This window comes from Mesorhizobium sp. M1365, assembly GCF_040317865.1.
GTDB lineage: Bacteria > Pseudomonadota > Alphaproteobacteria > Rhizobiales > Rhizobiaceae > Mesorhizobium.
Genome location: NZ_JAMYLG010000003.1, coordinates 172361 through 194705, shown reverse-complemented (window position 1 = coordinate 194705; position 22345 = coordinate 172361). Strand labels below are relative to the sequence as shown.

Sequence of the window (22345 nt, the reverse complement as noted above, 5' to 3'; positions counted from 1 at the left end):
AAGGACGCGCCGCGTCATTGTAATGTCAAACTGCGGGACCTAGGTCTTCGACGTCGAAACCCTGCCCGCGCACCTTCGGCCGGGCCAATTCTGGAGGCATAGATGTTCGATCCCAAGAAGCTCCTCGACGATCTGCTCGGCTCGCAAGTCCCCGGCACCGGATCAACCGTCCGCTACAAGGCCGGGCAGGCGGTGCAGATGGCCAAGGACAATCCGCTTGCAGCCGGTGCGCTGGCCGCGGTGCTGCTCGGAACCGGCCCAGGCCGCCAGGTCACCGGTGCGGCGGTGAAGCTTGGTGGGTTGGCTGCGATCGGCGGCCTCGCCTACAAGGCCTACCAGAACTACAAGAACGGCAACGCGCCGGCCGAGACGCAAGCTGCAGGCGAACCGGAATTGCTGCCGCCGCCGGCCGATACCGCCTTCCATCCGTCGCAAGCGCCGCAGGGCGAAGACGAATTCACGCTGACGCTGGTCAGGGCGATGATCTCGGCGGCGAAGGCCGACGGTCACGTCGATGACGAAGAGCGGCAGAAGATCGCCGGCAAGCTCAGCCTCGCCGGCGTCGGCGCCGAAGCGGAGAAATTCCTGATGTCGGAACTGGAGGCGCCGCTCGATCTGGATGTGCTGATCGCCGGGGCCAAGACCGATGCGCAAAAGCTGGAACTCTACACCGCCTCGCGTCTTGCCATCGATCCGGACACGCGGGCCGAACGCGGCTATCTCGACCTGCTTGCCGGCCGTCTCGGCCTGCCGGATGCGCTGGTCGACCATGTCGAGGCGACGGTGACGGCGGCGAAGGTGCCGGTAGCGGGCAGCACGGCCAAGCCGGTCGCAGGCTCGCGCTGGTAGCTCGAAGAGGAAGCCTCGGAGCTCGGCGCCGTTGGCGTTAGCTTCTCGTTAATCCGGTGAGCGCATGATTTCAGTCAGTCGGATCGGCTTTCCTCCTCCCATGCCCGGTTCGGATCAGGGGCGGTCGCCAACGGCCGCCCTTTTTGTGAGCACAGGCTTTGGGCCGGCTTGCCATGGTTCCCGTCATTTGCGATGCCTCATCTCTTTCAGGGAGTACAGCCATGACCGACTATAAAACCGCCATCGTCACCGGCGCCGGCACGGGCATCGGCAAAAGCGTCGCCACGGCGCTGCTCAAGGCCGGCTGGAATACGGTCTTCTGCGGTCGCCGCAAGCCGGTGCTGGAGGATGCGATCGCCGCGGCCGGGCCGACGCAGGCCAAGGCATTGGCCTTCGCCTGCGACATCAGCAAGGCCGATCAGGTCGACGATCTGTTCGAGACGGTGGCGGCGGCTTTCGGGCGCGTCGACCTGCTCTTCAACAATGCCGGCACGAGCTACAAATCGACATTGATCGACGACATCCCGGTCGAAGTGTGGAACGACATCGTCGGGGTCAATCTCACCGGCTCGTTCCTGTGTGCTCGCGCCGCGTTCGGCGCCATGCGCAGGCAGCAGCCGATGGGCGGCCGCATCATCAACAACGGCTCGGTATCGGCCTATGCGCCACGGCCGGGCTCGGTGCCCTATACGGCGACCAAGCACGCCATCACCGGGCTGACCAAGACGCTGGCGCTGGACGGCAGGCCCTTCGACATTGCTTGCGGCCAGATCGACATCGGCAACGCGCTGACCGACATGGCGCAGGCGATGACGGTCGGCGTGCCGCAAGCCAACGGCACCATTGCCGCCGAAGCAGTGATGGATGTCGAGCGCGTCGCCGATGCCGTCCTCCATATGGCCAGCCTGCCGCTCGACGCCAACGTGCTGTTCATGACCGTGATGGCGACGAAGATGCCATTTGTCGGGCGAGGGTAGGCAACCGGTCCAGGTTGCATAAATGTCGTTGTCCCAAAACCGCTGCGCACTTTTGGGCGACATGCACAAGACTAGGCCGTAAACTCATAAATGCGGAATGACCGGGATAGGTGGAAAGCGGGCTTGGGATTTGTGGAAAGCGCTCATGGCGTATGTCATGCTAGAACTGCATTCATAGAGAATGGTTCCTGCATGAATTGGGAACAGATAGCATCGGATTTCGCTTGGGACGGCTACTGGCGAGACATCTACGTTCTGAACACGTCTGAGGCAGATTGGCAGGTCGTCTGGGACATCCTCCTCGAATGGACCCCGCCTGCGAGTTTCAGCGTCTCCGGCAAGATCGAGTCGATGCCTTTGGGCGTCGAAGCGGCCCTGGAAAGCGAAACTGGCAGCTTACTGTCTTTTTACGTCGGGCCAATCCAGCTTGCATGTCACTTCTTCAGCGCTGTCGAAATTGAGTTCGACTTCGATCCAAGGCAAGTCAGCGGAAAAACCGAGGTTGAGAAGCTTGACCGCTTTATGCGATTGCTCGGTGATGCTACTGGGAAGCAGATAATTCTCACGCAGGAAAATGATCAAGAGGCTATCATCGCCCGCTACTCTCCCGATCTTGAGAGTGTGGTCTGGACGGCACTTTCATAGCCAAATGTCTGCCTCCGCAGCGGACTTGATCAAAGATTTGCCTGAAGGTGCGATGCTGCTCGCCGACAAGGGCTACGATGCCAACGCATTGCGCACTGCCATCACCGACCAGAACACTTGGGCCAATATCCCGCCCAAAGCCTATCGCAAGGCCCCGATCTGCTTCAGCCCTTCCTATACAAAGCCCGTAACCTGATCGAGCGCTTCTTCAACAAAGCCAAACAGTTCCGTCGCATCGCGACGCGCTACGACAAGCTGGCTGAGAACTTTCTTGCCGCCCTAAAACTGGTCGCAATCCGCATCTGGCCACGTAGCTATGAGTCTACGTCCTAGGGCCGGGTGACCGGAAGCGGCACGCCGGGAAGATAGAGCGAAATCGGGCGGATTTCGTAGACGGCGGTCGGATTGACGCGGCGAAGGTCGCGCGCAATGTCGATGGCGGCGTCACGGTTGGCGCAGTCGACGACATAGAGCCCCAGCAATTGTTCCTTGGTCTCGGCAAAGGGGCCGTCGATAACCATTCCGGTGCCTGGCCCGCGCAAGGTGCAGGCGTCTTGTGTCGCGCCGAGCCGGGCCGCCGGCCCAAGGGTGCCTTGCCGGTAGAGCCGATCGTTGATCTGGAGAAGATCGGTCATCAGCGCCGCATCCTGCTCAGGCGTCAGTGCCGTGATCGCTTCTTCCTCGTGATAGGCAAGAATGGCATAGAACATCTGGCGTCTCCTTTCGTCGTCCTCACTTCGCCAGGAACGCCTCGATCCGCTCCAGCGCGCGCAGGATGTTCTCTTCGGAATTCGCGTAGGACAGCCTGACATAGCCTTCGCCGAGAATGCCGAAATCGGGGCCGCCGATCAGCGCCACGCCGGCATCCTCGAGCAGCGCCGAGGCGAGCTTCTTGGCCTTCCAGCCGGTCTTGGAAACATTGGGGAAGGCATAGAAGGCGCCTTTCGGCGTGATGCATGAAACGCCCGGCAAGGCATTCAACCCCTCGACCGCGACCTTCCTGCGGCGGTCGAAGGCGCGCATCATCTTGTCGACGTCGTCCTGCGGGCCGTCGATGGCGGCTATGCCGGCATACTGGCTCGGCGCGTTGACGCAGGACCAGCAATTGACCGCCAGCTTGCGCACCTTGTCATAGAGATGCGCGCCCTTGTCGCCGTTCGGCCAGATCGACCAGCCCATGCGCCAGCCGGTCATCGCCCAGGTCTTCGACCAGCCGTTGAGCACGATCAGCCGATCACGGATTTCGGGGAAGGCGAGCAGCGAACAGTGCGTCTCGCCGTCATAGGTCATCACGTCGTAGATCTCGTCGGAGAGGATGGCGACGTCCGGGTGCGCTTGCAGCCCCTTGACCAGCTTTTCAATCTCGGCGCGCGGCGTGACGCCGCCGGTCGGGTTGGCGGGCGAGTTGAGGATCAGCAGCCTGGTCTTCGGGGTGATCAGCGCCAGTGTCTCCGCGGCCGAAAAGGCAAAGCCGTTCTCCTCGCGCATCGGCACCGGGATGGGGGCAGCACCGGTGAACTCGATCATCGAGCGGTAGATCGGAAAGCCGGGATCGGGATAGAGGATTTCGGCGCCCGGCTCGCCGAACATCAGGATCGCCGCGAACATGGTCGGCTTGCCGCCGGGCAGGATCATCACCGCTTCGGGCGAGACTTCGACGCCGGTGGTGGCCAGCGTGCGGCGTACCACCGCTTCGCGCGTCGCCAGCAGGCCGTTGGCCGGCGTATAGCCGTGATGGCCATCGCGCAGCGCCTTGATCGCGGCCTCGACGATGTGCTGCGGCGTCTTGAAGTCGGGCTGGCCGATGCCGAGATTGACAATATCGCGGCCCTGGTGGGCAAGTGCCGTGGCACGCGCCAGCACCGCGAACGCATTTTCCTCGCCGAGGCGGTCGAAGGCCGAAATCGTGTGGAGCATTTTTCCCGTCCGTGTGGTTCTTTCAGCGAGCGTGCGTTTTTGTGAGCGTCCGCCCGCAAAAGTCAAACGGATTGGAGTTTTCGGTGTCGGAAAATCTCAAGAATTGGCAACCGCGCCCGCGGCCCGAACGCAAGGTGCTGGAGGGGCGAACTGTCAGGCTGGAGCCGCTCAACGCCGAAAAACACGGTGACGGCCTGTTCGAGGCCTCGTCGGTGGCCGATGCCGGCGGCCGCTTCGCCTGGCTGCCAGACTACCCGCCGGAGAGCCGTGCCGCCTTCCAGCCGTGGCTGGACAAGGCAGAAGCCAGCGAGGACCCGCTGTTCTTCACGGTCATCGACAAGGCCAGCGGCAAGGTCGCCGGGCGCCAGACGCTGATGCGCATCGACGCCGCCTACGGCGTCATCGAGATCGGCAACATCTATTGGGGCCCGTTGATCTCGCGAAAGCCGGCGGCGACGGAAGCGCAGTTCCTGTTCATGAAGTATGTCTTCGACGAGCTTGGCTACCGCCGCTACGAATGGAAATGCAACAATCGCAACGAGCCGTCGAAGCGCGCGGCGGAACGTTTCGGCTTCAAGTTCGAGGGCATTTTCCGTCAGCATCTTGTGGTCAAGGGCGAAAACCGCGATACCGCGTGGTATTCGATCATCGACAAGGAATGGCCTGATCTGCGCAGAGCCTATGAAGCGTGGCTCGATCCGGCCAATTTCGACAGCGATGGCCAGCAGAAGCGGCGGCTCGAGGATTTTCGCGCCGAGTTCGGCGCCTGACCATGCTCCCGAAAAGTGGTATCCGGTTTTCGGATAGGATTATGGTCAAACGAGAAGACAGAGCCTCCATCCCGAGTCTGCCGGGATAGATCAGGCTCTAGCAGGGGCTATAGATGGCGCATACCCACGACCACGCTGCGCAGGGCCACGACCACAGCCATGGCGCAGGTCATGTGCACGGCTCGACCGACAAGAAGCGCGTGCTGATCGCTGCCTGCCTGACCGCCGGCTTCATGGTCGCGGAGACGCTGGGCGCCATCTTCACCGGTTCACTGGCGCTGCTGGCGGATGCCGGCCATATGCTTGCCGATTGCGTCGCGCTCGGCCTTGCCTGGTATGCCTTTCACCTTGCGAGCCGGCCGGCGACCGTGCGCCTCACCTACGGCTTCGGCCGGGTCAAGACACTGGTCGCCTACACCAACGGCATCGCCATCTTCGCCATTGCGCTGTGGATCGTCTATGAGGCCTGGGGGCGTTTGCTGACCCCTGAGCCCGTGCTCGGCGGGCCGATGCTGGTCGTTGCCATCGCCGGCCTGCTGGTCAATCTCGGCTCGTTCTACGTGCTGCATGGCGGCGACCACGGCAGCCTGAATATGCGCGGCGCCATCCTGCACGTGCTCGGCGACCTGCTCGGCTCGGCAGCGGCGATCGTCGCGGCGCTGGTGATCCTGGCGACGGGCTGGACGCCCATCGATCCGATCCTGTCGATCCTGGTCTCGCTGCTGATCCTGTCCACGGCCTGGTCGCTGATGCGCGAAGCCGCCCACGTCCTGCTCGAGGGCGTGCCGGCAAGCCTCGACCGCGACCTGATCGCCAGGGACATCGAGGCGACAATCAAGGGCGTGCGCGAGGTGCATCACATGCATGTCTGGTCGATCGACGGTTCCAGCAACATGGCGACGTTGCATGCCTGCCTCAATGACGGCGTCGACGCGCATATGGCGGTCAGCGCGATCAAGAAGCGGCTTGCGGCGGAACATGGCATAGCCCATGCCACGGTTGAACCGGAATTCGGCCGATGTGCGGACAGCCATGAGCATGATGACGAGCACGATCACGCGCATGATGCGGCACCGCACCGCGGCCATTAGCACTGACTTCGGGAGTTCTGGGCATTGGCAACGATCGACATGAACTCTCGCCACCCTGGCGCCGCGTAATGGACCGCGACACCCGCAATGCGGCGATCGGCGCCGCCTGGGTTTTGCTGCTGTTCGGCATCGCAGCCTATTATCTTCCAACAGTGATGCTGGCGGTCGGCAAGGTCTCGACGGTGCTTGCCGGTGTCGTCGCGGCGATCTTCATGGTGGCAATCTTCGTCGTGTTCTGGCTGCGTAGCCGCAGCCAGCGCAAAAAGGGAAAGTGACATGCGCATTCTGATTACCGGCGCGGCAGGCATGGTCGGCCGCAAACTCATCGCCAGGTTGGCCAAGGACGGGACGCTCGGCGGCCGCAAGATCGCCGCGCTCGACCTTCACGATATCGTGCCGCCGCAAGCGCCGGTGCTCGAAGGTGTCAGCATTACCCTCCACACCGGCGACCTTGTCGCACCGGGAGCGACCGCAAATCTGGTCGCGCCGCGCCCCGACGTGATCTTCCATCTCGCCGGCGTGGTGTCGGGTGAGGCGGAGGCTAATTTCGATCTCGGCTATCGCGTCAATCTCGACGGCACAAGGGCGCTGTTCGATGCCATCCGCTTGGCCGCCTATACGCCACGCGTCGTCTTCACCTCGTCGATCGCCGTGTTCGGCGCACCGTTTCCCGACATCATTCCGGACGAGTTCCACCCGACGCCGCTGACCTCCTACGGCACGCAGAAGCTGATCGGCGAGGCGCTGCTTGCCGACTATACGCGCCGCGGTTTCTTCGACGGCATCGGCATCAGGCTGCCGACCATCTGCGTCAGGCCGGGAAAGCCGAACAAGGCGGCCTCAGGGTTCTTCTCCGGTATCATCCGCGAGCCGCTGAGCGGCCATGAAGCGATCCTGCCGGTGCCGCGCTCAGTCGTCCACACACACGCCAGCCCGCGTTCGGCGGTGAATTTCCTGATCCATGCGGCTCAGATCGACGGCAGTGCCGTCGGCCCGCGCCGCAACCTGGCGATGCCGGGCGTCGCCGTCAGCGTCGGCGAACAGATCGAAGCGCTGGAACGTGTCGCCGGCGCCAAGGCGGTGAAACTGATCCGCGAGGAGCCCGACGAGACGATCTGGGCGATCGTCAAGGGCTGGCCGACGCGCTTCGAGGCGCGGCGCTCGAGGGAGCTTGGCTTTGCCGCCGAAACGAGCTTCGACGAGATCATCCGCGTCCATATCGAAGACGAGTTGGGGGGCAATATCCCTAGTTAAAGCGCCCCGATCGGACGCAACGAGGTCAGGCGCCAGTCAGGCTGGCCGAAAGCAGCAGCAGGCCGAACAGGAAGACGAAGGCGGCGCCGCCGATCTCGACGAAGGAATGGATGCGGTTGCCCATGCGGCCGTCGCCGGCGAAATACACCGCCCAGTTCTTGGCGGTCACCGCAAGCGTCGCCAGGGCCGAGACGGTGATTGCGGTGCCGAGCGCCATGGCCAGCACCGAAAGGATGCCGCCGAACCATAGCCCGTTCAGCAAGGCGAAGCTCAGCACGATCAGCGCGCCGGAACAGGGGCGGATACCGACGGCAGCGACCGCCGACCAGGCCGTGCGCCAATCGAAGCGATCACCGGAAAGCAGCGCCGGGTCGGGGGCATGCGAGTGTCCGCACGTCTCGCAGACCTCGCCCGCCGCATGGCTGTGGTGATCGTGCGCAGCATGGGCGTGGTCGTGGGCGCCGTGGTCATGCGCATGATCGTGGTGGTCATGCGCATCAAGCGCGTGGGAATGTGCCGCATGGGCATGCGCGGAATGTGAATGGCCGGCATGTGAATGGCCGGCATGGGCAGCCGAGAGGCTGTAGCCCGGATTTGCGCCGAACAGGCGAAGGATGGCCGGGCCGGCCTTGCGCCACAGCAGCCAGGCGCCGAACAGAGTGACGAAGACATAGCTCATGATTTCAAGGAACCATGCGGCGTCTGTCATCGAGACGGCAGTGCCGCGCAGCAAGAAATAGGCGACCAGCATCACCACGATCGCGGTCAGCGCCTGCAGCAGGGCCGAGACGAAGGACAGCATGATGCCGCGCCGGAGCGCCACTTCATTGGCCACCATGTAGGAAGAGATCACCGCCTTGCCGTGACCGGGGCCGGCGGCGTGGAAAATGCCATAGGCAAAGGACAGGCCGATGAGCAGCCACAACTTGCTGCCGTCCTGGCGCATCGCCTTCATCGCGCCGGCAAGCGCATGATAGAATTCCTGCTGGCGCAGATTGATCCACATCAGGATGTGGGCGAACGGGCCGGTGGCGGTTGGAGCCATGCCGTCATTGGTGCCGATGCCGAGTGAACTCTGGGCGTGGGCGGAGCCGAGAAAGTGCGTCATCACAAAGGCGGCGGCCAGAAGACCGAATGCCAAACGCAGGGACGGTTTGGTCACTGGATCTATCCTTCCGGCTGACAGGTCAGTTCAAGCTTGGTGGCAAAGATCTTGCTCATGTCGGTGCCTGTCGGATCGTTGAAGAAGGCCTCGGTCAGGGTCTTCTGGTTCTGGGCGATCGCCTCGTCCGGGTTCGGGCGGACAACCTTGCTGGTGCAGGTCGGCGGCAACCCATCGACCTGCAGATTGGCATCCTCGGTGAAATCGATCGCGGTGTAGAAGGTCGGGTCGTAGACGCCGATATCTATCTTGCCGCTCAGTTTGATCGGTACCTTCGGTTCAGATTCAAACAGGATGATCAACTGGTCATTGTCGAAATTGGCCATCAAATGCGGCGGCGGGGTCATTGCCACGTCCTTGCCGTCGACGGTGACGAGCTGGAAATAGTTGAATTCGGCAAGCGAGGCATGGACGGTGTCGGCGACATCCTTCAGCTCCTTGTCGTCGAGTTTCAGGTCGGAATTCTTGTCGAACTCCATCATCACCGTGCTCGAAAACAAATCGTCGAAGCGCCAGACATGGCGCAATGCCTTCACAGTTTGGTGATCCGGGCCGAGGACCACTTCGAGGCGGGCTTCGGCGAAGACGTGGGGATGCACCTCAGCCGGTCCGACGGCGGCAAACGTCGCGGTCAAGGCCGAAGCCAGCATCATTGCTTGCCGTTTCAGGTGCATTCTCGGTCGCGATTCAATCGGCTTCGGTGAATTGCCGACAGTTACCAGAAAGCGGGCGAAAATGGGACCGCAACGCGGCTGAAAGCTCATGCGTTGTCCAGCGTCTTGAACCACTGCACCAGGAAGTCGACGAAAACGCGAACTTTTGCAGGCAGATAGCGCCGGTGCGGATAGACGGCAAAAATGCCGCCGCCGGGCAGAATGCGGTCATCCAGCGCAGTCAGCAGCTTGCCGCTTTCGATGTCGGGCGCGGCGATGAAATCCGGCAGGACGGAAAATCCCAATCCAGCCACGGCAGCGGCCCTTGCCGCCATCGGGCTGTTGACCTCGATCGGGCCGGAAACCGAAACGCTCACCGTATCGCCGCTGTCGCCTTTGAACGGCCAGTTGGTGAGCCAGCGCCCATTGGTGTCGATGATGCAAGGCACGCGGGCAAGGTCTTGCGGCCTGACCGGCATGCCGTGCCTGGCGATCAGTTCAGGAGACGCGCAAAGCCGTACCGAAAATGGCGCCAGGCGCCTGGCGATCAACGAGGAATTTTCCAGCCGCGAAATGCGCACCGCCAGATCGAAGCCCTCCTCGACCAGATCGACGAAACGGTCGTCGAGATGGATGTCGAGCACGATGTCGGGGTGCTGCTTGGCGAAGTCGATCAGCGACTGGCCGATCGGCGCGTCGGCAAAGGTGCGCGGCGCCGACAGCTTGATCCTGCCGCGCACGTCGCCGGAGGATTCGCGCACCGCATCGGCAAGGCTGTCGACCTCGCGCACGATCTCCGAGGCGCGCCGGTAATAGGTGTGGCCGGCCTCGGTCAGGGAAAACTGCCTGGTGGTGCGGTTGAGCAGCAGCGCGCCGAGCTCGTCCTCCAGCTCGCGCACATATTTCGACAATAGCGCCTTCGAGCGGCCGATCTTGCGCGCCGCCGCCGAAAATCCTTCGGCCTCGACCACGTCGATGAAGGCGCGCATGCGGGTCAGCGTATCCATGTCATGCGCCTCCTTGGTGGGCCGAAAGGATGCGGGCGGCCAGCGCAATCAACTGCCGGTCGCTGTTCTTCGGACCGAGCAGCGAAAGGCCGAACGGCGCCCCGCCGGTCTTGCCGAGCGGCAGCGTGATTTGCGGAAAGCCGGACAGGCCGGAAAGGCAGAGCAGTCTCAGCGCCCGCTCGCGATAGGTCTGCAAATCGTCGAATGACGCGGCCTTGAGCGGCGCGGCACCAGGAGCGGTCGGAAGCACAAGAACGCCGTCGTCGCCAAGCAGGCCGGCCAGTTCGAGGCGAAACGAAACGCGACGTTCCGTTTCACATTGCGCGGTTGCCGCGTCGATTGTCGCGCCGTGCTCGAAACGCTCCTTGACACCGGGTCCCAGCATGCGGTCGCCGCCGGCGATCCAGGCGCCGTGACTTTGCCAGGCTTCATAGCCTTGCAGCTTGCGGAAGCACCAATAGAGATCGTCGGTCGAATGCGACAGCGGGCCGACGCTGCGCGGTGCGCCCAGCACCGAAGCGACACTGCGGAGCATGGCGCGATATTCGTCGGCCTCGTGCGGGCCGAGCACGAGGCCGTCCAGCGCAGCGAGAGCGACGGGGCGTCTCAGTTCGTGGGAATGCGGATCGTCGCCGAGCAGCGCCGTGCCGACCTTTTCGTAGATGACGATGTCGCTTGCGAACCAGCCGAACGTGTCCAGCGAAGGCGCCAGCGGCATGGTGCCGTCGAGCGGGATGCGGCCATGCGTCGTCCTGAGGCCGATCAGGCCGCAGAAGCTTGCCGGCGCTCGGATCGAGCCGCCGGTGTCCGATCCGGTTGCAATGTCGGCCAGCCCGCCGGCGACTGCCGCGGCAGAACCGGAGGACGAGCCGCCGGTGACGCGGTCGGGTGCTGCCGGGTTGATGGGCGACGGGAAATGCGCGTTCAGCCCCAGCAGGGAAAATGCGAGTTCGTCGGTCTGCGTCTTGCCGACGAAGCGGGCGCCCGAATCAAGCAGCGCCTGGACGGCCGGCGCGGTCGCCATGGCCGGTGAAGCGTCCCGGTATTTCTGCGGATTGCCGCAGCCGGTGCGGTAGCCGGCGACGTCGAAGATGTCCTTTACGGCAAGCCGCAAGCCGGCAAGCGGGCCGGATTTCGCATTGGCTACAGGGGTTTGATCAAGGTCGAGAAAAGCGTTCAGCGGGCCGCGAGTGCCTGTCATGCGTTCGATATCCGGATGTGCTTGCCGCAGCATTTTTCTTCTGGTTGCCGCAGCATTGTTCGATGCCACAAATTTTACAACCTGCCATACGATTTTTATTGATTGTGAAATCTTTCGATCTTATATCGCGCTTGCCCAAAGTCGCACGTGCCTGTGGGTGTCCGCCGATCCTCGAATGGTGAGGGTAATCGGTAAGGTAACTGGAGCCAACCCCTCCAGTCGGTTTAGCGGCCAACCGCCAACCGAGGACACCTTGAAGCAACGACGGTGCGGGCCTTTCTGGTGTTCTGCCGGTCGTCCAAAGATCGGGGTTACTGAAGAGGCACACCTTCATTGCCGGCAGTGCGGACGGGTCTCCCATCCAAGCCAAGGCAGACAAAGCGAACCGAGGCCGGGCAAGGCCAAGGTTCACCGCCGCGAGACGGCGCTTCATGGTTCCGGGGTCTCCACCGGCTGGTTCCATGGATTTCCGTCCCGCCTTTGTCCACCGCGTGTTCGCGAGGCCGAGAGCCCGCGTCCGCAAGCCTTTGTGCGCGCCGAAAGGCGCTGATGGAGAGACCCGATGGCTACCCAGCGCATCCTTGACTTTCTCGCCACCCGACGTCCGAACGGCCCGTGCCTCGTCGTCGACCTCGATGTCGTGCGCGACAATTTCCGTGCTTTCGAGAAGGCGCTTCCCGATTCCAAGATCTACTATGCGGTGAAAGCAAATCCGGCGCCGGAAATCCTGCGCCTGCTTGCTGCGATGGGCTCGTCCTTCGACACCGCTTCCGTTGCCGAAGTCGAGATGGCGATGGACGCCGGTGCGCCGGCGGACCGCATCTCCTTCGGCAACACCATCAAGAAGGAGCGCGACATCCAGCGCGCCTACCAGCTCGGCATCAAGCTGTTTGCGGTGGACTGCGTCGAGGAAGTCGAGAAGATCGCTCGCGTCGCTCCCGGCGCCCGCGTGTTCTGCCGCGTCCTGACCGATGGCGAGGGCGCCGAATGGCCGCTGTCGCGCAAGTTCGGCTGTGTGCCGGCAATGGCAGTCGACGTGCTGCGCCATGCCAGGGCGCTCGGCCTCGACGCCTATGGCGTGTCATTCCATGTCGGCTCGCAGCAGACCGACCTGACCGCCTGGGACCGCGCGCTGGCAGACGCCAAGAAGGTGTTCGCGACGCTCGCCGACGAAGGCATCGTGCTGAAGATGGTCAATATGGGCGGCGGCTTCCCGACCCGCTATCTCAGGGACGTGCCGGTGGCGCAGGCCTATGGCCAGGCGATCTTCTCGGCGCTCAGGAAGCATTTCGGCAACGCCATCCCCGAGACGATCATCGAGCCGGGCCGCGGCATGGTCGGCAATGCCGGGGTGATCAAATCGGAGGTCGTGCTGATCTCGAAGAAGGCCGACAACGACAATGTGCGCTGGGTGTTCCTCGACATCGGCAAGTTCGGCGGTCTCGCCGAGACGATGGACGAGGCGATCCGCTACCCGATCGTCACCGCGCATGACGGCAGCGAGACCGCGCCTTGCGTGCTCGCCGGCCCGACCTGCGATTCGGCCGACGTGATGTACGAAAAGACGCCGTACCCGCTGCCCTTGTCGCTGACCATCGGCGACGAGGTGCTGATCGAGGGCACCGGCGCCTACACGACGACCTACGCCTCTGTCGCCTTCAACGGCTTCGAGCCTCTCCGATCCTACGTGATCTGAGGGCTCGCAAGAGTTGCTCAGATCATCCCCGGTGGGCCCCTGTCGCCCGCCCGGGCTCGCCTGTGGAAACAATCCGCTTGTGAAGGATCGCGGAAATGAACATTGCAGATCTCATCGTTGAAGGCGTGGGAATCTCCCCCCTCGAGGGGGAGATGGCCGCGAAGCGGCCGGAGGGGGTCGGTTCGACTGGACTCGGCCTACTGCCGCAGATGGAGGCCGGCGCTTCACGCGCGACAACCCCCTCTGTCGCCTTCGGCGACATCTCCCCCTCGAGGGGGGAGATTGCGGTCGTCGCCGAAAGCGCCGCCGACGTCCCGGCGCGCGAGGCTTTGCTCGATCGCGCCATGGGGCCGAAGCGCCGGAAGAAGTCGTCGGAAAAGCTGCGGCGCGGCCGCCGGCCTTCGGAGGGCCTGGCCTTTGTCGCGCGCGATGCGTCGGGCACTGTTGCCGGCACGGTGCGGCTGTGGGACGTGGTGCTGGGCGAGGGCGGCAAGGCAGCGCTGCTGCTCGGCCCGCTTGCGGTCGACCCGGCGCTGAAAAATGCCGGCATCGGCTCGGCGCTGATGCGCCATGCGGTCACTGAGGCCGAGAGGCTTGGCCATGCGGCGATCCTGCTGGTCGGCGACGCGCCCTATTACGAGCGCTTCGGTTTTTCGGCCGCAAAGACCGGCTCGATGGCCATGCCGGGGCCTTACGAGCGGCACCGCCTGCTGGCGCGGGAACTGGTTGTCGGCGCGCTCGACGGCGCGCAAGGCACTCTGAAGGCGGCAGGGCGCAAGCTGAAGGCACAGAGGCTGCCGCTCGCTGCGTGACGGATCAGAAACAAGCCGCCCATTGCACGGCGGCTTATTTTCGTCCCTGACCGGAGTGGATCAGCCGATCAGCTGGCTCAGCGCCATGGCGACGCTCATGTCGCCTTCGACCTTTATCTTGCCGGACATGAAGGCCATCGTCGGGTTGAGGTCGCCTGATATCAGCGAGTCCAGATCGTCGAGCGACAGCTTTATGGTGCAATCGGCCGGCGCATCGGTGGTCGAGACATCGGCGCCGTCGATAACGATGACGCCGTCGCTGCCGGTGTCGAATTTCACCGAGCGATCGAACCCGGCACTCGCCACGCGCGACCTGATGTTGTCGGCAATCTCCTGAACGCTCATGGCGGTTCTCCTCGTCTGCTTGCGTTTGTCGCGCGCCGGCGCTTCGATCTGGCCGAAGCCGCTTGCCTGGTTTTACAGCCACGGCCGCCGGCGCATATAGCTTCGGGTTGACGTTTACGTCAACGCAGTTCCCCGAGGTGAAGATGGGCTTTATCGCCGCAGCATCACGCGGGCATGGTTGCCGGTGCTGTCCTTCGCCAAATTCAGGGATGCTGTGCTGGTGCCGAGCATGAACGTGCAATCGGCGGCCGAGACCTTCCAGCGCGCCGGCGCCCAGGAATTGGCGGTGGTCGAGGATTTCACCGATCGCAAGGTGGTCGGGCTGCTGACCGAAGGCCACCTGATGCGGCGCTATGCCGAGGAACTCGACAAGTCGCGGCCGGATCTGTCGGGCGAGGGGTAGCCGCGTCCTGTCCGGATAGCGATGCGACACACATGTCGGCTGCTGCGTAAGGAGGGCTCACGTCAACGGCCCGCTAATCGCCGGCTCCGAAATCCGATTGCGCGAACTGTCTTCTTCCTTGTGGAAGAGTGTCTTGAAGAAAAAAGCGTCGGGAACCGCCTTGATTACTTTTGCGATCACGGCGATCGCGAGCACGGCAAACGCTAGGCGACCGAGAAGCACGCTCGTAACATCAGCGCCAAGCGTGACGACGACCAACGTATCCTCAATGAGGCTATGGGCAAAACCCATGAACACGCAGGCAAGGAATATCTGACGCGGCTCCGCGCTAGGCGTGCGCGCCTCGCGGATCAGCAGTCCTGCGCCATAGGAAATCCCGAGAAACAGGCCGACAGCGGCGAAAGGTACCGTCTGCTTTTCGATGCCGGCGAGCCGAAAGAGCGGTGCAAGCCCTCTGTTCATCCACTCCAAAATGCCCGACATCTTTAGAAGCTCGATCACCCAGCTCAGCGCAAGCAGAACAACGAGCATGATGCCCAGGGTTTTGAGCGTACCCAGGAGAAAGCCGCCCCAGTCGGTGCTTTCATTCGTCGGCATCCACGCCGGCTTCACCGGTCCTGACAGCCATCCGGTCACGGCGAATATCTGATGCAGAAGGACAGCAAAGACCAAACCCCCGCCAATACGAAGCGCCGCGGTGACCAGGAAGCTCGGCCCGGCCCTCTGAATGATCCGTTGCTCGATCGGAATGGCATGTGCAAACAGCAAGAGAGCCGAAAGAACCGTCATGTCGGCAGTGCTGAGCGCCGAAACCGGAACCAAGGTGAATACGATCACAAGCGCGCCCCAGATCCCGACCAGCAATCCCGTCAGCCAGGCAAAGGCGAGTTCCGGTGGCAACCCCACCTGCAACATGAGCGGGGAGAAGAACGGAGAAATCGCCTGGATGACGCCAAGGTCCTGCAGCAGCCGCGTGGCAATCGCAACCGGAACGATCACGCGAACCAGTTCCCAATAGATTTCAAGCGTCTCCAATGTCTTGCGATAGAAGGCGACGCAAATTGCCATCATGCTGCTCCATCATCCCTGGAGCCATCTGAGTAGCGTGAGACGCTTCGCATTTGTGGTCAAAGTTTGCGATTCCGTGCAATAAAATTGCAACGCACCGACGCTGAGCGCGACCAACATGGACAAGATCGACAGAAGGCTTCTCAACCTGCTCCAGGATGATGCCTCACGAACTAACGCCAAACTGGCGGGGTTAATCGGGCTTTCCCCTTCGAGCTGCCTGCGCCGCATACGACGACTGAAGAAAAGTGGTGTCATCAGCCGCGTCGTCGCGCTTCTCGCACCGGCAAAGGCTGGCCGGGGCTTGAAGGCGATCGTCATCGTCGAACTGGAGCGTCATGGTGAGCAGTATATGCGGGACTTTCTCGAGTTGGCCGCCCAGGAACCGGCCGTCACTCAGGCCTACAGTGTAAGCGGCGAAACCGATGCCGTCCTCATGCTCCGCCTGACGGATATGGAAGAGTTCGATGCACTGTGCGAGCGACTGTTCCGAGACCGAAGCAACGTCGCGCGATACCACACGATGTTCGTGATCCGAACGGCCAAAGAAGTGACCGCAATTCCACTGTAGTGTTCGGGTTATGATAGACCTGCTGGGCCGCGAATTCATAAACGAGCATTGGCCGCACGGAGCGCGGCTTGAGCTCGAGCCCAAATCATCCCCCGGCAAGGCGCGGCAGCAGGAATATCTCCGCCCCTTCCGGCAGTTCCTTCGACCAGGTGTCGCGATAGATCGTCCCGTCGATGGCGACGGCGATGCCGCGATCGATGTATGGCTCGAGGCCGGGATACTGTTCAGCCAGTTTCCTGAACAGCTCCCGAATATCCTTCGCCTCGATTTCGACCTTGCTCTTGCCTCCGGCGATCGCGCCGAGCGACCCCCAGAGCGTTACTTCGACCATCAGCCTCCCCGTTCCGCCTCGATCGCCGCCAGAATGCGCGGCGGCGACATCGGGATATGGGTCATGCGCACGCCCGCGGCGTTCGACACCGCATTGGCGATCGCCGCCAGCGGCGGCACGATCGAGGTCTCGCCGACGCCGCGCACCCCGTAGGGATGGTTTGGGTTGGGGATCTCGAGGATCTGCGTGTCGATCATCGGCAGGTCCGAGCAGACCGGGATGCGGTAATCCAGGAAGCCAGGGTTCTGCAGCCGCCCGTCCTTGCCGTAGATATACTCCTCGTTGAGCGCCCAGCCGATGCCTTGCGCGGCACCACCCTGGTATTGCCCCTCGACATAGGTCGGATGCACCGCCTTGCCGGCGTCCTGGACGACGGTGTAGCGCAGCACCCTGGTGGAGCCGGTCTCGGGATCGACCTCGATATCGCAGATATGGGTAGCGAAGGAGACGCCGGCGCCGTCGGCGACGAGCTCACTGTGGCCTGCGATCGGTCCCCCCGTCTTCCCTGACGCGGCTGCGATCTCCTTCAGCGACAATGCTGCAAGGTTGCCGTATTTCTCGCCCTTGGCAATCGCGTGACCTTTTTCCCAGACCACGTCGTCGACGGGTATGTCCCACATCTGTGCGGCGCGTTCCCGCAACACCTTGATGGCGTTGCGGGCGGCCGAGATCGTCGCCATGGAGGAGGAGAAGGTGCCGCGGCTGCCGTCCGTCATGTCGTTGTAGCCGAGGCTGGAGGTATCGGCGACCACCGCCTTGACCTGCTCATAGGGGATGCCGAGCTCCTCCGCCGCGACCAGCGAAAGCGACGCGCGGGAACCACCCACATCGACCGTGCCGACGGCAAGCGAGACCGAGCCGTCCATGCCGATGTTGAGGTCGGTGCAGGTCTGGCCACCGAAATTGAACCAGAAGCCGCAGGCCATTCCGCGGCCCTGGTTCCTGCCGAGCGGCGCCTTCATGTGCGGATGGTTCTTCACCGCCTCCAGCGTCGGCCCGATGCCGATCGGGCCATATACCGGTCCATAGGACGATCTGGTGCCTTCCTGCGCCGCGTTCCTGATCCGGAACTCGACAGGGTCCATGCCGATCTCCTTGGCCAGCTCGTCGACCGCACTTTCCACCGCAAACGCCGCCATCGGAGCCGACGGCGCGCGATAGGCCGCGGTCTTGGGCCGGTTGACCAGCACTTCGTAGCCGACCGTCCTGACGTTCTCGAGCTTGTAGCAGGCAAAGGCCGTCATGGCGCCGATCTCGGCCCACGTGCCGGCATAGGGGCCGCAGCTATAGCGCAGCGTCGCCTCGGCCGCCGTGATGGTGCCGTCCTTGCGGGCGCCGATCCGAACATCGATCGAGGTGGCGCTGGTCGGGCCGGAGGCGCGGAACACCTCGTCGCGCGTCATGACCAGCTTGACCGGCCGCCCGGCCTTGCGTGACAGCGCCAGTGCCACCGGCTCGGCCCAGACATGGGTCTTGCCGCCGAAACCGCCGCCGATCTCCGAGGAGGTGACGCGCAGCTTCGAGGCTTCCATGCCAAGCAGTTGGGCGCAGTGTTGGCGGTAGACAAAATGGCCTTGCGTACAGACCCACAGGTCGGCGGTGCCGTCGGAGCTGACACTGGCCACGCAGGCATGCGGCTCGATATAACCCTGGTGCGTCTGCTCGGTCTTGAAGGAGCGTTCGACGACGAAGTCGGCCTGGCCGAAACCTACATGGATGTCGCCATGGCCGTACTGGGTGCGCTTGGTGACATTGGAAGGCTTGAGGGGCTTTTGCTCGAGGCCCTCGGTGAAGATGGCGTCGTTGACCAGAGGTGCGGAGTGCTTCATCGCCTCGTCGACGTCGGTGACATGCGGCAGCACCTCGTAGTCGACCTCGATCAGCTTCAGTGCCTGCCTCGCCGTGCGGGCATCGACCGCAGCCACCGCGGCCACGGCATGGCCGTCATAGAGCGCTTTCTTGCGCGCCATGCAGTTGTCGAGGATGTCGTACATGGCGGCATCGCCGTCGGTGAGGTCGGGCAGGTCGGCCGCGGTGATCACGGCCTTGACGCCGGCGAGCTTCTCCGCCTTCGACGTGTCGATCTTCCTGATCGTGGCATGCGCATGGGGGCTTCTGAGAACGCGCCCGACCAGTTGCCCGGCCATGTTGAAGTCGGCGCCATAGCGTGCGCGGCCCGTCACCTTGTCGACGCCGTCGGGACGGATGGGACGCGTGCCGACAGCGGTGAAATTGCGTCCGGAGTAACGCGGATCGAAATTCATCGTCATGCTCCCTTCATCACGCTGGCGGCGTCCTGAACGGCACGCACGATCTTGTCATAGCCGGTGCAGCGGCAGAGGTTCCCGGCGAGGCCGAAGCGGATCTCCTCCTCGGTCGGATCGGGATTCTTGGCCAAAAGGTCCTTCGCCGCTATCAAAAAGCCCGGCGTGCAGACGCCGCATTGGAGTGCAGCGTGCTCCAGGAATTTCTGCTGCAGCGGATGCAGCCTGTCGCCATGCGCCATGCCCTCGATGGTCTCGACGCGCCGGCCCTCGGCCTCCGCGCCGAGCACCAGGCACGAGCACACCAGCCGATCGTCGAGGATGATGCTGCAGGCCCCGCAGTCGCCGGTGCCGCAGCCTTCCTTGGCGCCCGTCAGCCCCAGGCGATCGCGCAGGACATCAAGCAGCGTCTCGTCCGGCTGGCAAAGGAACTCGACATTGTCGCCGTTGATTGTCGTTGATACTGCCACACCAGCCATCATTTGCCTCCTGCGCGTGCATAGGCGGTCGTGGCGGCCCGCTTGGCCAGCACACCCGCGACTTTCCGTCTGAATTCGATAGTGCCGCGCTTGTCGTCGATCGGGCGGCAGGCACCCGAGCAGACCTTGGCGAGCCTGTCCAGCGTGGCTTCGTCCAGCTTGGAGCCGATGAGAACCTCGGCGGCCTCCTCGACCAGAATCACCGTCGGCGCCACGGCGCCCAACGCCAGACGGGCGGATTTGACGCGACCTTGCTCATCGAGCGTCAAGTTCACGCCGGCGCTTACCACTGCGATGTCCATCTCCGTGCGCGGAATGAAACGCAGATAGGCATCGCCCGAACGCGGTAGACGGCTGTCGAGCAGGATTGCCTCGATGATCTCGCCCTTGGCCAGCGACGTCTTGCCCGGCCCAGTCGGCACCGCTTGCACGGCAATCGTGCGCCTGGTTCCCGGGCCGACGACCACAGCCTTGGCGCCAGCGGCCACCAGCGCCGGCACGCTGTCGGCGGCCGGCGAGGCGTTGCACAGATTGCCGACGATGGTGCAGCGTCCCTGCACCTGCTTCGAGCCGATCAGCTTGGCCGCTTCGACGACGCCGGGCCATGCCTTCTGCAGGGCCGTGTTCTCGCCCAGCACGGCGCAGGGGACCGCCGCGCCGATGCTGAAGCCCTCGGCTGTTTCCCTGATCTCGCCAAGCCCGTCGATCGCCTTGATGTCGACGATCAGGTCGGGTTCGATAAAGCCGCCTTTCATTCTCACCAAGAGGTCGCTGCCTCCGGCGAGGATGGCGGCCGTGCCGGCTGAACCGGCCAACAGGCCGGCGGCGTCTTCAATTGAAAGCGGACGTATGTAACGCATCGTCTCCCCTTAGTGGTCATAGTCACACCAACTGATATAACCGTCTCTCCACAATGGCCATCCTGTTCGTGCATTCGCGGATTGGGCCAGGCGCCGCAATTTCCTTTGCTCGTCCAACTGGACGCACCGCCAGCCACTAATGCTCGATCGGTCCCTTCGGCATCACCAGCGCCGTGCCTGCTGTCGTCGGGCGCTCGATCATGCGGCGGACGCGCGGTGGCTCGTTGCCGCTGTGCAGCGCCCTTATGCGCTCGCCGATGACGGCGTCGGCGTAGGTGGCGCGCCGATTGTGGCGGATATATTCGACCCAGGTCGGCGTGTGGTAGTGCTCGATCCATATCGAGGGATTTTCGAGATCGCGCGCCAAGGTCCAGTTGCGGGCGCCATCACGGCGGCGGATGCGGCCGCGCTCGGCCATGGTGGCGAGGAATTCCGGTACGTCCTCGTTGCGGATGACATATTCGATCATGATGGCGATGGGACCGCTGCGCGGCTTGAGATCAAGCGCCAGATGCGGCTCCTGAAAACGGTTGAGCGGATCGAGGTTGAGCACGGCCTGCTGCGGCAGCGGCAGCAGCAGGCCGATGGCGCCTCCCGCCAGCATGGCGACGCTGGCCGCCATCAGGGCGACTTCGGCGCCATGCGCGTCGGCAACGACACCCCAGACCCAGCTGCCGAGCGCGATGCCGCCGAAGGTCGCGGTCTGGTAGACCGAAAGCACGCGGCCGACCACCCAGCGCGGCGTCGACATCTGCACGGTGACGTTGAAGTGCGACAGCGCGGTCACCCAGCAGGCGCCGCCGAGCAGCAGACCGAGCGACGTCTGCCAGGCATGATTGCTGACGGCGGCGTTGAAGGCGCAGACGGCGAAGCCGGCGAATGCCATGCGCACCATGGTTTCGCTGGACAGCAGCTGCCGCAGCCTGACGCTGGTCAGCGCGCCGCCGACGGCGCCGATGCCGAAGGCGCCGAGCATGATGCCGTAGCTCAAGGCATCGCCCTTGACGACGTCGCGCGCGACCAGCGGCAGCAGCGCCAGGACCGCGCCGGCGCTGAAGCCGAAAGCCGAGCTCCTGACCAGCACCTTGCCGATATTGGGCGACATGGCGACGTAGCGCAGGCCGGCGCCCATTGCGGCGCCCAGCGTCTCGCGCGGCAAGGCGGAGGCCGGCAGTTCCGGCTTCCAGCGGGCCAGCACGACGATGAGGCCGACATAGCTCAGCGTGTTGACGGCGAAGGCCGCGGCAGCGCCTGCCGCGGCAACGATGATGCCGCCGATCGCCGGGCCGACGCTGCGCGTCAGGTTGAAGCCCATCGAGTTGAGCGCGATCGCCGCCGGCACCTTGGTGCGAGGCACCATGTCGCCGACCGAAGCCTGCCAGGACGGACTGTTGAGCGCGGTGCCGCTGTCGATCAGGAAGGTGAAGGCGAGCAGCGTCCACGGCGTCATCAGGTCGAGATAGGTGAAGACGGTCAGGAGAGCCGAGACGACGAGCATGAAGATCTGCGCGATCAGCATGATCTTGCGCCGGTTGAAGCTGTCGGCGATAGCGCCGGCCAGCAGCGCGAAGAGCATGATCGGCAAGGTGGTCGAGGCCTGGACCAATGCAACCTGGTAGGACGAGGTGGCGATCGTCGTCATCATCCAGGCGGCGCCAACGCCCTGGATCAGGCCGCCGAAATTGGAGACGAGGCTGGCGGACCACACCGCCCGGAAGATGCCGTGCCGGAACGGCGCCAGCGCCGAGGCGCTTTCGCTTTCCGGTGTGTCGTCGTTCATAAATGCTTTCCCGGGCTCAAATGCGTTTGTTCTTCCGATCAATAGGCCCTGCAAGCCGTGGGTTCAAAAAATAGAACATCATTTCGCAAAGGGCGAACGCATTCTGGAAAAACATCATGGTCCAACAACAAGATAGCGGGCGGGTCAGCGCGTGCCGCCGCAGGCTGAACGATCGGTCAGGCAGGCGGTACCGCTTGCCGAGCGCTGCCA

The 22345-nt window shown here is 63.6% G+C and carries 23 protein-coding genes and 2 pseudogenes; 12 read left to right on the top strand and 13 right to left on the bottom strand.

Going from position 1 to position 22345, the window contains the following annotated elements:
- Positions 1-102 precede the first annotated feature (102 nt).
- The 4 genes and pseudogenes from NKH04_RS05140 to NKH04_RS05125 form a co-directional block, all read left to right on the top strand.
- Positions 103-849 (top strand): tellurite resistance TerB family protein, encoded by a 747-nt coding sequence (locus NKH04_RS05140; protein ID WP_352918231.1) that lies wholly within the window; start codon positions 103-105, stop codon positions 847-849.
- 221 nt (positions 850-1070) lie between these two features.
- The gene (locus tag NKH04_RS05135) at positions 1071-1826 is read left to right on the top strand and encodes an SDR family oxidoreductase (protein WP_352478254.1); all 756 of its coding nucleotides are present in this window, start codon (positions 1071-1073) and stop codon (positions 1824-1826) included.
- Between the two features lie 192 nt (positions 1827-2018).
- Positions 2019-2471, top strand: coding sequence for a hypothetical protein (locus tag NKH04_RS05130; RefSeq protein WP_023680980.1), 453 nt, complete (start codon positions 2019-2021; stop codon positions 2469-2471).
- 25 nt (positions 2472-2496) lie between these two features.
- Positions 2497-2804, top strand: a pseudogene (locus NKH04_RS05125) (transposase); the annotation flags it as partial.
- Here the strand turns inward: NKH04_RS05125 and NKH04_RS05120 are convergent.
- Together NKH04_RS05120 and NKH04_RS05115 are read right to left on the bottom strand one after the other, a co-directional pair.
- Positions 2801-3181 carry a YciI family protein gene (locus NKH04_RS05120; protein ID WP_254816974.1) on the bottom strand — a complete coding sequence of 127 codons (381 nt, stop codon included), beginning with the start codon at positions 3179-3181 and terminating at the stop codon, positions 2801-2803. The pseudogene NKH04_RS05125 and the gene NKH04_RS05120 sit on opposite strands and share 4 nt — an antisense overlap.
- Before the next feature lie 22 nt (positions 3182-3203).
- Entirely contained in the window at positions 3204-4388 is a 1185-nt protein-coding gene (locus NKH04_RS05115; protein WP_352918230.1) for a pyridoxal phosphate-dependent aminotransferase, read from the bottom strand.
- Positions 4389-4471: 83 nt separating this feature from the next.
- Here NKH04_RS05115 and NKH04_RS05110 point away from each other — a divergent pair, with 83 nt between their 5' ends.
- From NKH04_RS05110 to denD, 4 genes are all read left to right on the top strand, one after another.
- Positions 4472-5158: a GNAT family N-acetyltransferase gene (locus tag NKH04_RS05110; RefSeq protein ID WP_352918228.1), complete on the top strand. Its 687-nt coding sequence runs from the start codon at positions 4472-4474 to the stop codon at positions 5156-5158.
- A 113-nt stretch (positions 5159-5271) separates the two neighbouring features.
- Positions 5272-6249 (top strand): cation diffusion facilitator family transporter, encoded by a 978-nt coding sequence (locus tag NKH04_RS05105; RefSeq protein WP_352918227.1) that lies wholly within the window; start codon positions 5272-5274, stop codon positions 6247-6249.
- Between the two features lie 68 nt (positions 6250-6317).
- On the top strand, positions 6318-6524 hold the full coding sequence (locus NKH04_RS05100; protein ID WP_352448198.1) for a hypothetical protein: 207 nt from the start codon (positions 6318-6320) through the stop codon (positions 6522-6524).
- Between the two features lies 1 nt (position 6525).
- Positions 6526-7503 carry a D-erythronate dehydrogenase gene (denD, locus tag NKH04_RS05095; protein WP_352918226.1) on the top strand — a complete coding sequence of 326 codons (978 nt, stop codon included), beginning with the start codon at positions 6526-6528 and terminating at the stop codon, positions 7501-7503.
- 25 nt (positions 7504-7528) lie between these two features.
- Here denD and NKH04_RS05090 read toward each other — a convergent pair whose 3' ends face one another.
- The 4 genes from NKH04_RS05090 to NKH04_RS05075 all read right to left on the bottom strand — a co-directional run bounded on the left by NKH04_RS05090 (position 7529) and on the right by NKH04_RS05075 (position 11526).
- Positions 7529-8674 (bottom strand): nickel/cobalt transporter, encoded by a 1146-nt coding sequence (locus NKH04_RS05090; RefSeq protein WP_352539487.1) that lies wholly within the window; start codon positions 8672-8674, stop codon positions 7529-7531.
- Complete coding sequence (locus tag NKH04_RS05085; protein ID WP_352564924.1) at positions 8671-9339, bottom strand: DUF1007 family protein; 669 nt, start codon at positions 9337-9339, stop codon at positions 8671-8673. Before NKH04_RS05085 ends, NKH04_RS05090 begins: the two co-directional genes overlap by 4 nt.
- An 86-nt stretch (positions 9340-9425) precedes the next feature.
- Complete coding sequence (locus tag NKH04_RS05080; protein ID WP_352469556.1) at positions 9426-10325, bottom strand: LysR family transcriptional regulator; 900 nt, start codon at positions 10323-10325, stop codon at positions 9426-9428.
- A 1-nt stretch (position 10326) separates the two neighbouring features.
- The gene (locus tag NKH04_RS05075) at positions 10327-11526 is read right to left on the bottom strand and encodes an amidase (RefSeq protein ID WP_352918225.1); all 1200 of its coding nucleotides are present in this window, start codon (positions 11524-11526) and stop codon (positions 10327-10329) included.
- Between the two features lie 562 nt (positions 11527-12088).
- On the opposite strand from NKH04_RS05075, the gene odc2 reads away from it, so the two are divergent.
- On the top strand, positions 12089-13222 hold the full coding sequence (gene odc2 / locus NKH04_RS05070; protein WP_352612858.1) for an ornithine/lysine decarboxylase: 1134 nt from the start codon (positions 12089-12091) through the stop codon (positions 13220-13222).
- A gap of 209 nt (positions 13223-13431) precedes the next feature.
- A complete protein-coding gene (locus NKH04_RS05065) occupies positions 13432-14034 on the top strand; it encodes a GNAT family N-acetyltransferase (RefSeq protein ID WP_352918374.1) in 603 nt (200 codons plus the stop codon).
- Between the two features lie 60 nt (positions 14035-14094).
- Here NKH04_RS05065 and NKH04_RS05060 read toward each other — a convergent pair whose 3' ends face one another.
- Positions 14095-14379, bottom strand: coding sequence for an SCP2 sterol-binding domain-containing protein (locus NKH04_RS05060; protein ID WP_352448193.1), 285 nt, complete (start codon positions 14377-14379; stop codon positions 14095-14097).
- 202 nt (positions 14380-14581) lie between these two features.
- On the opposite strand from NKH04_RS05060, the pseudogene NKH04_RS05055 reads away from it, so the two are divergent.
- Positions 14582-14782: pseudogene (locus NKH04_RS05055) on the top strand (chloride channel protein); the annotation flags it as partial.
- Positions 14783-14839: 57 nt separating this feature from the next.
- Here NKH04_RS05055 and NKH04_RS05050 read toward each other — a convergent pair.
- A complete protein-coding gene (locus NKH04_RS05050; RefSeq protein WP_352918372.1) occupies positions 14840-15850 on the bottom strand; it encodes a nucleoside recognition domain-containing protein in 1011 nt (336 codons plus the stop codon).
- A 118-nt stretch (positions 15851-15968) separates the two neighbouring features.
- Here NKH04_RS05050 and NKH04_RS05045 point away from each other — a divergent pair, with 118 nt between their 5' ends.
- On the top strand, positions 15969-16421 hold the full coding sequence (locus tag NKH04_RS05045; protein WP_352918224.1) for an Lrp/AsnC family transcriptional regulator: 453 nt from the start codon (positions 15969-15971) through the stop codon (positions 16419-16421).
- An 85-nt stretch (positions 16422-16506) separates the two neighbouring features.
- Here NKH04_RS05045 and NKH04_RS05040 read toward each other — a convergent pair whose 3' ends face one another.
- From NKH04_RS05040 to NKH04_RS05020, 5 genes are all read right to left on the bottom strand, one after another.
- Positions 16507-16752, bottom strand: coding sequence for a MoaD/ThiS family protein (locus NKH04_RS05040; RefSeq protein ID WP_023675441.1), 246 nt, complete (start codon positions 16750-16752; stop codon positions 16507-16509).
- Positions 16752-19016, bottom strand: a complete 2265-nt coding sequence (locus tag NKH04_RS05035) for a xanthine dehydrogenase family protein molybdopterin-binding subunit (protein WP_352918370.1) — start codon at positions 19014-19016, stop codon at positions 16752-16754. The genes NKH04_RS05040 and NKH04_RS05035 overlap by 1 nt, the downstream gene beginning before the upstream one ends.
- A 2-nt stretch (positions 19017-19018) precedes the next feature.
- Positions 19019-19495, bottom strand: a complete 477-nt coding sequence (locus NKH04_RS05030; RefSeq protein ID WP_352448182.1) for a (2Fe-2S)-binding protein — start codon at positions 19493-19495, stop codon at positions 19019-19021.
- Positions 19495-20355, bottom strand: coding sequence for an FAD binding domain-containing protein (locus tag NKH04_RS05025; protein ID WP_352448181.1), 861 nt, complete (start codon positions 20353-20355; stop codon positions 19495-19497). The genes NKH04_RS05030 and NKH04_RS05025 overlap by 1 nt, the downstream gene beginning before the upstream one ends.
- Before the next feature lie 136 nt (positions 20356-20491).
- Entirely contained in the window at positions 20492-22135 is a 1644-nt protein-coding gene (locus tag NKH04_RS05020; RefSeq protein ID WP_352968932.1) for an MFS transporter, read from the bottom strand.
- Positions 22136-22345: the final 210 nt, after the last annotated feature.